The sequence below is a fragment of the Acinetobacter sp. YH01008 genome, assembly GCF_013420435.1.
Classification (GTDB): domain Bacteria; phylum Pseudomonadota; class Gammaproteobacteria; order Pseudomonadales; family Moraxellaceae; genus Acinetobacter; species Acinetobacter pseudolwoffii.
This window is the reverse complement of the sequence record NZ_VOYD01000015.1, coordinates 25,663-40,425: the sequence shown is the minus strand read 5'-3', so window position 1 is coordinate 40,425 and position 14,763 is coordinate 25,663. Positions and strand designations below refer to the sequence as shown.

The 14,763-nt window shown below is 45.6% G+C and carries 13 protein-coding genes; 6 read left to right on the top strand and 7 right to left on the bottom strand.

Going from position 1 to position 14,763, the window contains the following annotated elements; genetic code table 11:
* Positions 1 to 44: 44 nt before the first annotated feature.
* Positions 45 to 1,298 carry a hypothetical protein gene (locus FTT75_RS09860; protein ID WP_005173336.1) on the top strand — a complete coding sequence of 418 codons (1,254 nt, stop codon included), beginning with the start codon at positions 45 to 47 and terminating at the stop codon, positions 1,296 to 1,298.
* Between the two features lie 128 nt (positions 1,299 to 1,426).
* Here FTT75_RS09860 and FTT75_RS09855 read toward each other — a convergent pair whose 3' ends face one another.
* The 3 genes from FTT75_RS09855 to mhpT all read right to left on the bottom strand — a co-directional run bounded on the left by FTT75_RS09855 (position 1,427) and on the right by mhpT (position 4,560).
* A complete protein-coding gene (locus tag FTT75_RS09855) occupies positions 1,427 to 2,401 on the bottom strand; it encodes a bile acid:sodium symporter family protein (RefSeq protein WP_005173337.1) in 975 nt (324 codons plus the stop codon).
* 128 nt (positions 2,402 to 2,529) lie between these two features.
* Positions 2,530 to 3,159 carry a bifunctional nicotinamidase/pyrazinamidase gene (gene pncA, locus FTT75_RS09850; RefSeq protein ID WP_005173338.1) on the bottom strand — a complete coding sequence of 210 codons (630 nt, stop codon included), beginning with the start codon at positions 3,157 to 3,159 and terminating at the stop codon, positions 2,530 to 2,532.
* 195 nt (positions 3,160 to 3,354) lie between these two features.
* Positions 3,355 to 4,560: a 3-(3-hydroxy-phenyl)propionate transporter MhpT gene (gene mhpT, locus FTT75_RS09845; protein ID WP_005173339.1), complete on the bottom strand. Its 1,206-nt coding sequence runs from the start codon at positions 4,558 to 4,560 to the stop codon at positions 3,355 to 3,357.
* A gap of 724 nt (positions 4,561 to 5,284) precedes the next feature.
* On the opposite strand from mhpT, the gene dapA reads away from it, so the two are divergent.
* From dapA to purC, 3 genes are read left to right on the top strand one after another with little or no spacing between them, the layout of a single operon-like run.
* Positions 5,285 to 6,184 (top strand): 4-hydroxy-tetrahydrodipicolinate synthase, encoded by a 900-nt coding sequence (dapA, locus tag FTT75_RS09840; protein ID WP_005173340.1) that lies wholly within the window; start codon positions 5,285 to 5,287, stop codon positions 6,182 to 6,184.
* A gap of 14 nt (positions 6,185 to 6,198) precedes the next feature.
* On the top strand, positions 6,199 to 6,804 hold the full coding sequence (locus FTT75_RS09835) for a lipoprotein-34 precursor (NlpB) (protein ID WP_180050745.1): 606 nt from the start codon (positions 6,199 to 6,201) through the stop codon (positions 6,802 to 6,804).
* Between the two features lie 37 nt (positions 6,805 to 6,841).
* On the top strand, positions 6,842 to 7,561 hold the full coding sequence (gene purC, locus FTT75_RS09830) for a phosphoribosylaminoimidazolesuccinocarboxamide synthase (RefSeq protein WP_005173343.1): 720 nt from the start codon (positions 6,842 to 6,844) through the stop codon (positions 7,559 to 7,561).
* 335 nt (positions 7,562 to 7,896) lie between these two features.
* Here the strand turns inward: purC and FTT75_RS09825 are convergent, their stop codons facing one another.
* Positions 7,897 to 9,177 carry a replication-associated recombination protein A gene (locus FTT75_RS09825; RefSeq protein WP_180186340.1) on the bottom strand — a complete coding sequence of 427 codons (1,281 nt, stop codon included), beginning with the start codon at positions 9,175 to 9,177 and terminating at the stop codon, positions 7,897 to 7,899.
* 264 nt (positions 9,178 to 9,441) lie between these two features.
* Between FTT75_RS09825 and FTT75_RS09820 the strand changes: the two genes are divergently transcribed.
* Entirely contained in the window at positions 9,442 to 11,580 is a 2,139-nt protein-coding gene (locus FTT75_RS09820; protein WP_180186339.1) for an EAL domain-containing protein, read from the top strand.
* A 17-nt stretch (positions 11,581 to 11,597) separates the two neighbouring features.
* Here FTT75_RS09820 and FTT75_RS09815 read toward each other — a convergent pair whose 3' ends face one another.
* Positions 11,598 to 12,053, bottom strand: coding sequence for a YcgN family cysteine cluster protein (locus FTT75_RS09815; RefSeq protein ID WP_171063370.1), 456 nt, complete (start codon positions 12,051 to 12,053; stop codon positions 11,598 to 11,600).
* A gap of 188 nt (positions 12,054 to 12,241) precedes the next feature.
* Between FTT75_RS09815 and FTT75_RS09810 the strand changes: the two genes are divergently transcribed.
* Complete coding sequence (locus FTT75_RS09810) at positions 12,242 to 12,400, top strand: DUF1328 domain-containing protein (RefSeq protein ID WP_004647174.1); 159 nt, start codon at positions 12,242 to 12,244, stop codon at positions 12,398 to 12,400.
* 110 nt (positions 12,401 to 12,510) lie between these two features.
* Here the strand turns inward: FTT75_RS09810 and murJ are convergent, their stop codons facing one another.
* Both murJ and ampD read right to left on the bottom strand, forming a co-directional pair.
* Positions 12,511 to 14,061 (bottom strand): murein biosynthesis integral membrane protein MurJ, encoded by a 1,551-nt coding sequence (gene murJ / locus FTT75_RS09805; protein WP_180001045.1) that lies wholly within the window; start codon positions 14,059 to 14,061, stop codon positions 12,511 to 12,513.
* A gap of 54 nt (positions 14,062 to 14,115) precedes the next feature.
* A complete protein-coding gene (ampD, locus tag FTT75_RS09800; protein WP_005173355.1) occupies positions 14,116 to 14,712 on the bottom strand; it encodes a 1,6-anhydro-N-acetylmuramyl-L-alanine amidase AmpD in 597 nt (198 codons plus the stop codon).
* Positions 14,713 to 14,763 lie beyond the last annotated feature (51 nt).

The following is a 14,763-nucleotide window of genomic DNA, read 5'->3' as shown; positions in this document are numbered from 1 at the left end:
AGAATCATAATCGAAATTGAACAGAATTGCCTTGGAAGTTTACGTTGAATGCGCCTAGACAAGGGCTATTTGCTAGCCTATTGATTGTAAGTTTTGCTCTGCATACCTTTTTACTGGTATTGGCAACCACTCACCAACTGAATGAAAACCGCACCAGTCAGGGGCAGCTGATCACCAGTCAACTGGTGACAGACAGCCTGTCTGAGCTGGAACCGGCCAATCGTGTTTCTCTGGCTTTGCTGGCAAATCGTTATGCGACCAACCCGAGTGTGGCTTCGATTCGAATTCTGGATGCGAAAGGTCAGGTTTTAGCAACCGGCGGACTGACCAAAACTCGCGATGGTGAAGTTTTTGTCCGTGATGCACTGCAAAACGAGAAAAAAGTTGGTCTGATTGAAATCACCCTGATTGAGCCAAGTATGGGTGAAATTCTGCGGACGCAATGGCTGGCGATTCTGTTCTCTTTCATTATTCATGCTTTGATTTGGGTGGCATACCGCGCGATCGCGCGTCCTAGCCGAACCGAATATCTGGCACGCATTAACAATGAATCCCGTTTAAAATTCGAGATTCAGACCCTGACCCAAGCTCTGGAACAGGAAAAGCACAATGCTGCGCTGGCCATTGCCCAAGCCCAGCAGGCAGTAAAAAATAAAGCCAAAGAAAAAGAACATAAGCCAGCTGTACTGGAAAGCGATAGCCTGAGCTTGAATATCCAGTTCTATGATCCAAAACAGTTACTCGATAGCGTGAATAAAACCGTATCGGTGCCTTATTTCAACCTGTGTCAGATTTTCCTGAATAAAGCCACTGAACTCTGTGTGCAGCGCTACAAACTGAATGGCAGTGATATTAGTACTGTGCATAAATTTGATGAAAAAGGTGCCACTATCAGCATTGCGGCAGACAAGCCAAATGCCTTGGCCTGCCTGACCATGATCAGTGCGGTATTCCAGTTACTCTCGGAGGTACTGTATAAACGCTATCGTGAAGAAAAACGTTTTGTACTGCAAACCCGTAGTGCAATTGCGTCTAAAGTCGAGGAGATGCAGCTCAGCTCGGTGCAGGCCTCTGAGCGTCTTAGCCAGCACCTGGTCGCAAAAGAAAGTGCCTTACATGTCCCGAATAGCTTGCTGAAAGATGTGAGCGAACATTTCCAGCTGGTCAGTATGCCGAATCCAACCAATGTCCTGACCCGTCATGCCTTTGTGGTAAATGGCATGGATGCAGAAACGGCTGAACTGGCACAGACTTTTAGAACCGAGATTTTAAAATCCAAACAGTCCAAAGCCTCATAAAGGTTGTACAGTACAAAGCCCGACTTTAAATCGGGCTTTTTTATGCGCAGAATTTTTAAGCTGTTACTCGTCAAGTTCTATTATTCAGCGCCTTGCAGCAATTAAAATCACTGCCGCATTTTAAAACTCTAGCTGTCTGTATCCAGATTTTGCTTTGGCTCTAATGTCGTTACCCTGCTTTTGGCTGCCCAATAGGTGGCCAGAGCTGGCCCTGAAATATTGTGCCATAAGCTAAAGATTGCACTGGGCAAAGCCGTAAGTGGAGAAGCTGCAAAATGGGTCGCAGCCAAAGCCACACCCAGACCCGAATTCTGCATTCCCACCTCAATCGATACCGCACGACAGTCTATTTCCGCCAGCTTAAAGATACGACTGGCCCAATAACCCAGCAAATAACCGAGACCATTATGCAAGACCACAATCCCCAAGATCAGTAGTCCAGATTGCAAAATCTGAGCTTTGCTGCCGGCAATAATTGCTGCCACAATCGCGACAATGGCAATCACAGAAATCAGCGGCATCACCTGAATATAGGCATTTACTTTTTGCTTGAGCAGACTCCGTACAATCAAGCCCAGAAGAATTGGAAATAGCACCACTTGTAGAATCGACACCAGCATGGATAAGGCATTGATCTCGATCCATTGGCTGGCCAAGAGATAAAAAATCGCAGGGGTCAGAATCGGAGCCAATAAGGTTGAGACGGAAGTACAGGCCACAGACAGAGCAGTATTGCCTTTGGCCATATAGGTAATGACATTGGAGGCAGTACCACCCGGACAGCAACCGACCAGTATCACCCCGATCGCAATTTCCGGCGGCAACTGGAACAATTGACACAAGAGAAAAGCCAGACCCGGCATCACTACAAACTGGGCCACGACCCCAATCCCGACAGCTTTCGGACTTTGTAGCACACTTTTAAAATCGCCTACGGTCATGGTCATGCCCATACCAAACATGATGATGCCCAGCATCCATGGAATATAAGCGCGTAACCAGACAAAGCCCTCGGGCAGCATTAAGGCAATGCCGGAAAACAGCAGCACCCATAAAGCAAAGGTTTTTTGGACAAATTGGCTAAACTGGAGCAAGGCTGACATGGGGTTCATCCAGGGGTACAAAGGGAGAATAATAACAAGATAAAACAGGCATCTCTCAATACCAGAAATCTGAAGATTTAAATGCGCCGAAGATCAAATAAATATCCGAAGCGCATCATGATAAAATTTTAAACCGGCTGAACGATATCTTTGGTATAGATGCGTTTTACCCCATGCGCCAGCATATCTTGCCAGGCATGTTGCAAGGAACCATTCAGATCAATGCCCTTGCTGGCATCGGCAATGACATAGGTCTTAAAGCCCAGTTTGCAGGCATCGATGGCGGTCCAAGCCACACAGAAATCGGTAGCAATCCCAACCACAAATACCGTATCAATACCACGTTCACGCAGATAGCCGGCCAAACCGGTTGTGGTTTTCTGATCTGCTTCCATAAAGGCGGAATAACTGTCAATCCGGGAATCAAAACCCTTGCGGATAATCAGTTGCGCTTGCGGTAAATTTAAATCCGGATGCAACTCGGCATCTACTGTCCCCTGCACACAATGCTTTGGCCATAAAACCTGAGTGCCATAATCCAGCTGAATGCTGTCATAAGCCGCTTTAGCGGGGTGATTGTCTGCAAAAGAAATATGGTTTTCTGGATGCCAGTCCTGCGTCAGGATAATATTTTGAAAATACTGCCCCAATAAATTGATATTGGGGATAATCTGGTCAGCATTGGCCACTGCCAGATTACCCCCTGGGGTAAATCCTCTTTGTACATCTACGACCAGCAAAGCGATATTATTTTGCATGTATTTTCATCCATTGAAATCTCGATTTATGTCCAAGCATAGCGCAAATTGTTATCGGATTTTTAGAGCGACTGCTAAAAACCCTGTGACTGCATATTCTGATTCTGCCTGTTTTTAACCGCACTGCGGATTTGATTCCTTGAATTTTAAACACAAAAAAGCCTGCAAAAGCAGGCTTTTTCAAATCTTGGCCTATTACACTTTGGTACGGTTCACCAGGAATAGCATACACAGTGCAGAAATGATGATACATGGGATTGCGGCTGTAATTACCCCTGCGGCACCAAAACCTGCCACCAGGAGCTGACCTGCGATGACTGGGCCTAGCATGGCACCAATACGACCGACTGCAGAAGCAACACCGACACCGGTACCGCGCACTTCTGTTGGATACACGATACTACCGAAGGCATAAAGTACACCCTGACAGCCAATTACGAAGGCACCTGCCAATGCTGCTGCCATATACATCTGGTTCAGTGAGCTTGCACCATTTAGTGCCAATAGACCTGCAAGAATACCGCCGTACATCAACAGGATCACATACGCTTTTTTCCAGCGATCGGTCAGCATACCCAGGATAATTGTACCAATCGTCGCCGTGACCATGAAGTAGAACTGTGCGGTTGAACCATCCTTACGGCTAAAGCCAAGTTCCATAAACAATGAGGGTAACCAGCTCAACATGATGTAAACCACCATCAGCGTAAAGAAGTAGCTGATCCAGATGCACATGGTACGTAACAGGTTGTCCGAATTAAACAGGTCCTTAAATGAACCTTGTGGTGCAACGGCAAGTTCTGCTGCAGTTTTGTTCTGTGTTTTCAGGTATTCCTTCGATTCAGGCAAAAATAGCATCATCAATGGAATTGCAAAAATCGGTAACAAGCCGCCCAGATAGAAAACATTTTTCCAGTTGGCACCAAATTCAGTCGCAGCAATTAAAGATAAAATCGCAGCACCCACAGGCATACCGCAATACATCAAGCCGACTGCACGACCACGATTTTGCGGCGATACCGCTTCAGAAGCGAGTGTGATGAGAATCGGCATCGCACCGCCCAGACCTGCTCCGGCCAGAAAACGTACTGCCAGCAGACTGTTAAAGCTATTGACCCAGACTGTACATAAAGTGAATATGGCAAATGTTGCTGTCGACCAGATCAACACTTTCTTACGGCCGATACGGTCTGCAAATCGACCGCCGATCAGTGCACCGGGTAATAAACCCAGAATCCCTGCACTAAAAAACACACCCAACTGGGAACTATCGAGACCGAAGTGCTCACGCACACCGGCTGCAGCAATACCAGCAGCCTGAATATCCAAGCCTTCAATCACCGCTATCAGAAAACAGATCGCGACCGTGACGATAGCATGCTTATTGTCTGATTTTTCCATTGGATTATCCTTGTTCAATCAGCGTTACAAAAGAAAGACCATCATCTATGAGCCTGAGCGCAGAAATAACTATCAATAAGTTGAACGTTTTACTTGGATATCCCCACAGCAGCTGAAGCAGCTCCATCTAACAGACCTTGCGATAAAGTCGCAAAAGCAATTAATCAAAAAGTTTTAAAATTCAAAATTTATACTTTAAGACTTATACATCAAGTTAAAAAACCAACCGATTAGAAAAATATCATGCAATTCATTGATATTAAAAAAAGATTAATCGATTCAATTTTTCAATCTGTTTACATCAGCTTAGCCCCCAGACAAAGATGTTTTACATATAGGTCCATCCAATAAAAATATTAATTCAGCAGCTAAAGACAACGAAATTCACGACTTGGCCGAGATTTTTACTCAAATCGAGCTAATTTTGCAGACAAAATTCCATAATATCTTGCTGAGCCGGGACTTAAGTCGCAGTTTGACCACAGTATTTCGCCGGATAAATCATCTAATTTATTACTTGATTGTTTTCAAAAGGCTTTGTATAAAGAATTGAGTGGCTTTGACTAAAGCATATTGTTCTTATGCGTTTGATCAGTCATAATTTGCATAAGCAATCTTCAATTCAGCGCAAGTCCATTGAATTTGCTATAAATCAAAATACAAATCCATCCCAATTTATGTTTTCTCATTCCTTTCGGATGGACAAATAGGATAGTTTTTTAAAATGACTCAGCAAGCACAGACCATTCAAGGTTCCATAGTCGCAATCGTCACCCCTATGTTTGAAGATGGCAGCGTAGATTGGAAGGGTCTCGAGAAGCTGGTTGAATGGCATATTGCAGAGGGCACCAACAGTATTGTTGCCGTTGGAACGACAGGCGAAGCCTCGACCCTGAGCATGAGTGAACACACCCAGGTGATCAAAGAAATCATTCGTGTGGCCAACAAACGTATTCCTATTATTGCCGGCACAGGCGCAAACTCGACCCGTGAAGCCATCCAACTTACCCGTGAAGCCAAAGAACTCGGCGCCGATGCTGCTCTTCTGGTGACGCCTTATTATAACAAACCGACCCAGGAAGGCCTGTACCAGCATTATAAAGCTGTGGCTGAAGCGGTTGATCTTCCGCAGATTCTGTATAATGTCCCTGGCCGTACCGGTGTCGACATGCTGAATGAAACCGTGATTCGTCTGGCCGATATTCCACAAATCGTCGGGATTAAAGATGCGACGGGTGATGTACCGCGTGGTGCTGAACTCTTGCAAGGTCTGAAAGACAAAGACATGGTGGTCTACTCAGGTGATGATGCAACGGCATATCAGCTGATGGGTCATGGCGCCAAAGGCAATATCTCGGTCACAGCGAATGTGGCTCCGAAAGCCATGAGTGAAGTGTGTGCCGCTGCCATTACAGGTAATGCTACAGACGCTGAACAGTTAAATGCTCAGGTTGCAAATTTACACAATATTTTATTTTGCGAATCAAACCCAATTCCTGTGAAATGGGCACTCCATGACATGGGCTTAATTGGTACTGGCATTCGCCTTCCATTAACACCACTTGCAGAACAATATCGCGCTCCGCTTCATGAAGCACTGGTCGAAGCGGGCGTTATTAAATAAAAGAGCACAAGATTATGCAATTACGTTTAGGACTTAGCCTTACACTTTCAGTATTCAGTTTGGCAGGTTGTAGTTCAATGGCCTTTAATAACGGCACTTTAGACTATAAAGAAACTACAACTCTGGACGCTTTACAATATCCTGAAGGCGCCATGGTACGTCCTGCAACGCCATTGTATCCTGCTCCAACAGTCGATCCGCTTGCAATTGAAAATGCACCGAAGCTTGAAAACCAGCGTGGCAACCGTTTTGCCTTGCCACGCCCTCAGGCCCAGACTGAAAACACCGCTCAAGCTGAGCTGACTGAAAGCAATGCTGTTGGTAAACCACAGTTGGTCACAGACGGAAATCTTAATCCGCTGCTTAAAATTGACGGAAATTCTGCTACAATTTGGCAATATACGCTTGCCACCCTCAGCAGCCTGAATCATAGCATCGTTGCGCAGAACAAAAATCGTTACGAAGTCACGATTCGGGTCGACCAGCAAACCTATCTATTAAGATTATCTTCTGTCGGTTCAAGTAATAACCTCGCTGTGTTCAATGCCGATAACAGTTTTGCCGACCGTGAAAAAGCCGCAGAACTGCTCAACCAGATTTACCAAAATTGGCCAGCCTAGACATTTCTAGGCATTTTTTTTTGTAAAAGGTTCCCTCATGTTAAAACAAACCTTGCTCTATACTGGTAAAGCGAAATCTGTCTACACCACAGACAGTTCAGACCATCTGATTTTAGTCTTTCGAGATGATGCCTCTGCATTCAATGGCGAAAAAATCGAGCAACTAGATCGTAAAGGCAAGGTGAACAACCGTTTTAACGCCTTCATCATGGAAAAGCTGGCAGAAGCGGGTATTGAAACTCACTTTGAAAAGCTGCTGACTCCAAATGAAGTGCTGGTGAAAAAACTGGATATGATCCCGGTTGAATGTGTGATTCGTAACTATGCAGCAGGTTCTTTATGCCGCCGTTTAGGTGTTGAAGAAGGTAAAGAACTGACTCCATCTACATTCGAATTGTTCTTTAAAGACGATGCGCTTGGCGATCCAATGGTCAATGAATCGCAAGCGATTGCTTTAGGTTGGGCGACTGCTGAGCAACTGGAAAAAATGAAAGAATTGACTTACCAAGTCAATGATGTGCTAAAAGCATTGTTTGATGCCGGCAACATGATTCTGGTCGACTTCAAACTTGAATTCGGTGTATTCCATGACCGTATCGTTTTGGGTGATGAATTCTCTCCAGACGGTTGCCGTCTATGGGACAAAGACACCAAGAAAAAACTGGACAAAGATCGTTTCCGTCAAGGTTTAGGCGGTGTGGTTGAAGCCTATGAAGAAGTTGCGGGCCGTTTAGGTATTAACCTCGACAATATCTAATGGCATAGTCCATTGCTTCAAAAAAACCGAGCTCAACAGCTCGGTTTTTTATCCCTGATTTTTTGTGGCTGGGCCAGATTGACCTTTTAAGCTTTAATCGAAAAAACAAATATTACAGATGAAAATGATCGTTTTTACATTGGAAAGCCTATGGCTTAATATCATCACATACCAGGCAAATCAGTGAGCTGATTGATTTAACTCAAGGTTTGCCGACCAGATTGATCGGCTACCCTCTAGGATGTTCTCTCCCTTAAAAAACATCCTAATTTCTGCCCAATTCGCCTTGAATTGGGCTTTTTTTTGCTTGAGTTTAATCTATTTGTGTACTGATATTATTGCTGCTGTTGCTGTTGCTGTTGTTGCCAGCGGCGTTGCTGTAAGCGCTCTCCTTCAACTTCACGTTTATTGCGTGCCGACTCATACAGTTTGGTATCTTTCAGTTCTGGCGGCATATAGTCTTGCAGCACAAAATGCTCAGGATAATGATGCGGATACAGATAATCCACCCCGTAGCCCTGTTCTTTCATCAGCTTGGTCGGTGCATTTCTCAAATGCAAAGGCACCGGCAAATTCGAGGTTTTATCTGCAAGCTCCATTGCCTTGTTAATTGCCAGATAGGTGCTGTTACTTTTGGCACTGGTGGCTAAATACACCGCACATTGTCCTAAAATAATCCGGCATTCCGGCATGCCGACGGCCTGCACCGAACGGAAACATTCACCCGCCAGCAATAAGGCATTCGGATTGGAATTACCGATATCTTCAGAAGCTGCAATCAGCATACGGCGGGCAATAAATACCGGATCTTCACCGCCTTTGAGCATGCGTGCCATCCAGTACAGCGCTGCATCGGGATCACTGCCGCGAATTGATTTTATAAAAGCCGAGACCAGATCATAATGCTGTTCACCGGACTTGTCATAACGGGCAATATTTTGCTGTGCCACTTTCACCACCCCTGCATTGGTGATGATATTTTCCATATCCGGTTCAAAAGTACTGGCAATCAGATCAAGTAAATTCAATGCTTTACGGGCATCACCTGCTGCGAACTGCACCAAGGCATCAAATTCTTCAATCAGGATATGTCGTTCCTGCAAAAAACGGTCATTTTGCAAGGCTTGTGTGAGCAGAGTCTGAATCGATTCCGCACTCAACGCATTCAGGCTATACACCTGACAACGTGACAATAAGGCACTATTCACTTCAAAAGACGGGTTTTCGGTAGTGGCACCAATTAAGGTAATTTTCCCTTTTTCGACCGCATTTAACAGTGCATCCTGCTGGGATTTATTAAAGCGGTGAATTTCATCAATAAACACCACTGGCGTCAGCAGATCACCACCATCGGCAATCACTTCACGCAGCTCTTTCACTCCGGTATTCAGGGCAGACAGACTGATAAAAGGCCGATCTACCGCTTGTGCCAACAGTAAGGCAATGGTGGTTTTTCCAACGCCGGGTGGTCCCCAGAAAATAATCGACGGTAGATGACCCTGATCAATCATCTGGCGTAAGGGTGCCTGTTCCCCCAGCAAATGTTCCTGCCCGATAATCTCTGCAAGGTCACGTGGTCTTAAGCGTTCTGGAAGCGGGATATGACTATCTGACATGTTATTATTGGCTCAAACTAAATTCTGATCTCATTCTAACACCAGCAGTTTTGATTCCAAGATTGCAAACATAAAGCATAAAAAATTAATTTATGTAGAAATCCTCTATTTTTTTAATTCTGAATGAATTAATCTTCATAAAAGCAAGTAATTTGAACATGATTAATTGTGAATTAATTACAGTGTAATTTTCATATTGTTTATTTTAATTAAAAGAAACTTATGTCGCCCCCTTGGGCATTTTTGGGTTGTATTGGTGAATGCATGAAGCATGATAAATTTGAACAGGGAGCTGTGAGTCAGTCGGAACCTCTGCTGGCAACATCACTGAGTTCAACCCCTGTTCATCTGTCTGAATTAATTCAGCTTCAAAAACTGATTGATGCCTTACCCCAACCTCTCTGGGTCAGTAGCAAAACACATCTGCACTATTTTAACGCCGCCATGACCGATTATCTTGGTGTGAACCTGAATGAACCGGGCAATATATCGTGGCAGAGTTTCATTCATACCGAGGACTTACAGCTGTTTTCGAAGCTGTGGCATGCGGCACTGGATCAGCATCAGAATTTTGAAACCCAGTGCCGGATTAAACGCAGCGATACTCATTATCGCATGTGTACGCTGGCGGTAAAATTTCATCATGATCCGGAAGATGTGTTGCAGTGGGCGGTTTCACTGACCGATGTACATGATTATTTTGAAATCCAGCAACAACTGTCTCAAATCGTTTCAACCCAGGAAAATATGCTGGATGCCAGCGCAGACTGCATCCATATTGTCAGTTCTGAAGGTCAAATTCGGCATAGTAACCAGTGCTGTGGCCTGATTGCGGAAACCGAAACCGTCGCGCAGGCTCAGGAAAGCTCATTGTCCTGGTTGAACCGTTTAGCACCTGAAGCCCGAAAATCCGGACAACGCGCACTGAAACAGGCAGCCCTAGGCTTAAATAGCCGTTTTTCTAGTAAAACTCAGAGCAAAGACCAGCCAATCCAATATTGGGATCATCTGCTGACCCCAATTCTGGATCAGCACAATATTACCCAAAGCATCCTCTGTGTCTCACGCAATATCAGTCAGCAAAAAATTGCAGAAACCCGCTTAAAAGAAGCCATTAAACGAGATGAACTGACTGGTCTGTATAATCGCAGTACCTTCTATAAAACCTTTAAACAGGTGCTATTAAAAGCGCAACAACAGCAGACCAAGGCGGGTCTACTGCTGATTGATCTGGATTATTTCCGGCACATCAATGACACCTTGGGCCATATTGCTGGCGATCATCTACTCCATGTTCTGGGTCAGCGTTTCCAGGCCTGTTTCGGCCCGAATACCATTGTGGCCCGTTTGGGTGGAGATGAATTTGCTGTTCTGGTGAAAAATCTGGAAAGTGAAGAACAGCTGCTGGCCACGGCGCAACTGGCCTATAGCCAGCTGGATCAACCGATCAATTATATTGGCGACAGTATCAGCAGTGCCATGAGTATTGGCTGTGCTATCTATCCACGTGATGCATTAAATACTTCGAACCTGTTGAAATGTGCCGACATTGCCTTAAATGATCTGAAAAATAGTGGACGTGGTGGCATTCGCATGTTTAGTCAGGACATGTGCGGCTCACTGGAAAATATGACCAGGCAGCTGACCCTGGCACGTAAGATTATTCTGGCCGATCAGATCATTCCCTACTATCAACCCAAAGTTCGTCTGTCTGATGGTGTGGTGATTGGTTTTGAAGCGCTGTTACGCTGGCAAGATCAGGATCAGCAGGTGCAACTGCCTTCCGAGATTTTTGGTGCCTTTCAGGACTATGAGCTGGCCTCACGTATCAGTGAAACCATGCAGCTGAAAGTCTTTGCCGATATGAGTCGCTGGCAGGCCCAAGGACTGGATCTGTTGCCGATTTCAATCAATGCCGCACCGGTTGAATTTTTGCGCGATGACTATGCTGAAAAAATGTTGGCCCGCCTGTCCAATTTTGATATTCCTGCGCATAAGGTGGAACTGGAAATTACCGAACAGAGTCTGTCCGAGCATGGTGCCAATTATGTGATCCGGGCCCTGAACCTGCTGAAACAGGCCGGAATCCAGATCTCACTGGATGATTTCGGCACCGGGCATTCTTCACTAACCCGTTTACAAGACTATCCGGTAGATTGCATCAAAATTGACCGCAACTTCGTCGAGCGTATGAACAGTGACCCGTCCGCCTTGGCGATTGTCAAAGCCATTACCCAGATTGGTTCCAGTATTGCTTTGGATGTTCTGGTCGAAGGCATCGAAAATACCGAACAACTCGATACCCTGATCCATTGTGACTGTCAGATTGGACAAGGCTTTTATTTCTATCGTCCGATGGCCGGTGCTTCGGCTCAGGCCCTACTGCAGCCGGCAAATCAATAGCTACTTATCGCGGCAAATTAACGCACCCAACGCACGATATAGTCTTCGATGTCGTCTTCAGGAATGTCGGCTTCACTCAGGCAGCGCCCTGCTGCCGACTTGCGTGCCTGAATCACACTTTCCCGTGAACCGCTGATCAGATAATGCCAGGATGGCAGGCTTTTGCCCTGCTCGACCCGGCGATAAGCACAGCTTGAAGGCAACCAGTGAATCGTTTCCAATTTTTCTGGCGTGAGCTGAATACAGTCTGGCACATAGTGCAAACGCTCTGGATAATTGGAGCAACGCGCAGTCGTACAATCCAGCAGTTTGCAGGCCACTTTGGTATAAGCGACTTCCTGGGTATCTTCATCTTCCAGTTTAATCAGGCAACAGAGTCCGCAACCATCACACAAGGCTTCCCACTCGGCTTGCGTGAGTTCGGCAAGGCCATAGTTTTTCCAAAATTCGGGACGTAAAGTATCGGTCATGATCAGGTCGGCGCACTCAAAAATCAGCTGATTATAGCAGCCCAAACCGCGCAGACCTACCGCTCAAATTCTTATTACCATCACGTAAACTATTGTTAAATCATAGACAGTTCGTCAACAAAACACTAACAGTCGCTGGAATCGTTTATTTCTATACTAAATTTGAAAATAAAAACACATGGAGAATATATATGTTTCGCTGGGCTATTATTTTTGCTGTTATTGCATTAATTGCGAGTCTACTTGGTTTCGGTGGAGTAGCAGGCTTATCTAAGGATTTTGCAATTATCTTGTTAGTAATTGCGGTGATTCTTGCGATCGTTGGATTTCTTTCCCGCGGTAAGGTCTAGATTCAGTTTAGATTGAGTCGAAGCAAGTATGATCCTTCGAAAAAAACAAGAGCCTTCTGGCTCTTGTTTTTTTATGGCTTTATTAAGCGAATATCAAGTTCAATATTCACTTAAGGTTTTAAATGATGCGGTCTAAAACCTGCCACCAGCAAGGCCGCCAGATAGGCCACCACACCAATGACACACAAGATGAGTACTTCTGCGACACGCATCCATTGCGACACATCGGCATTATACCAACTTAAGGCATAAGCCAAAGCTGCGATCATCACCACATTGGCAAACATGAATTGCAGGAAGATTTTTTTCCAGTGCGGGCCAAAGCGGAAAATATGACGCTTATGCAGATAGTAATAAAGCAGGCCGGCATTCACCATGGCTGAACCGGTCGATGCCAGTGCCAGTGCCATATGTTCTGCTTCCCAGTCAATCAACTTGAAGATACCGATAAAAATCACGTTCAGGATTGCATTGGCAGCCACAGCCATCAGACCGACACGCACCGGTGTTTTGGTATCCTGCTGTGCATAGAAACCCGGGGCAAAGACTTTAATCAACATAAAGGCAATCACACCACCGCTCATACATTGCAGCGCCAGAGCCGTCATTTGGGTATCTTCAAAGCTGAACTGACCACGTTCAAACAGGGCCTGAATGATCGGGGTCGACAGCATAAACAAGGCAATACTGGCCGGTAAACCTGCCATTACAATCACTTTAGCGGCCCAGTCCATCATGCCGCGGAATTTTTCCGGATTCTGCTCGGTATGTCGTGCCGATAAAGATGGCAAAATGACAGTACCAATTGCTACACCAATCAGGCCAAGCGGCAACTCGGTCATGCGCTCAGCACTATACAGCCAGGACACCGAACCATCCTGCATAAATGAAGCCCAGATGGTATTCAGCAGCAGGTTAATTTGCGTGACGGATACACCAAATAAAGCCGGCAGCATCAACTTCATGATGCGATCCACGCCTTCATGCTTGAAGTCAATTTTAGGTGGGATCAGCAGGTTTTTACGCCACAGTTCAGGAATCTGAATCGCCAGCTGTAAAATACCGGCAATGATGACTGCCCAGCCCAGTGCCATAATCGGCTCTGCCATATGCGGAGTCAGCCAGAGCGCACCAGCAATCATGGCGACATTGAGCAAGACCGGTGCAAAGGCCGGTGTACTAAAAGAACCATAACTGTTCAGAATACTGCTGGCAAAAGCCGTCAGTGACATGAACAGTAAATAAGGAATGGTCAGGCGGAACATGTCAGTCGCCAAGGCGAATTTCTCAGGATCGCTATGGAAACCGGGCGCATAGATATACATGATCAACGGTGCAGCAATCACTGCGAACATGGTCAGCAGACTCATTACCGTTGCCAGACAGCCAAAGACCCGGCTAATCAGAATCTGCACTTCGGCATGGGTACGACTGGTTTTGTATTCGGTCAAAACCGGAATAAAGGCCTGTGAGAATGCCCCTTCGGCAAATAATCGCCTGAAAAAGTTTGGAATACGAAATGCGACCACGAAGGTATCGAAGTCCTTACCCGCACCAAAGACATTCAGTAAAACAATATCTCGAACCAATCCCAGTACACGTGACAACATGGTCATCGCACTGACAATGACGGTCGAACGCCAAAGCGCCATCCTATTCACCTAATGTATAAATTTGTGGCTATTGTAATGAAACCTCTGTCAGAAGTTCATTGCTTAATTGCATCCCTCAAGCGAGGTTGAGGTATTTTTATAATGCTGTAACTGGCAACGAAAATCAGCCCAGTTAAAATACGGTCCCGGATCGGTCTTACGGCCCGGGGCAATATCCGAATGTCCGGCAATATGCTGCTGAATTTTAGGATAATAATCTTGCAAACAGGCAGTGACTTTGATCAAGGCTGCATACTGTACCGGTTCAAAAGGCAAGTCGTCACTGCCTTCCAGCTCGATGCCAATCGAATAATCATTACATTCTTTTTTACCCAAATAGGTCGAACGTCCAGCATGCCAGGCACGGTCATTAAAATTGACGAATTGCAGTACCTCACCAGAACGTAAAATCAGCAGATGGGTCGAAACCTGCATCCCTTCAATGCTTTGAAAATAGGGATGGACTGACCAATCAAGTTGATTCTGAAAAAACTGTTCAATATAACCGCCGCCAAACTGTGAGGGTGGCAGACTGATGTTATGCACCACAATGAGCTGAATCTCGGTATTGTCCGGACGCTGGTTAAAATTGGGAGAGGGAATGTGACGTGCGCCCATCAGTTGTCCATTCTTAACCTGAAACTCGGCTGCCTGTTGCATAAAACCATTCTCTCCAAAAATAAAATCTGCACGATCAGGGTTGCAGCCGGC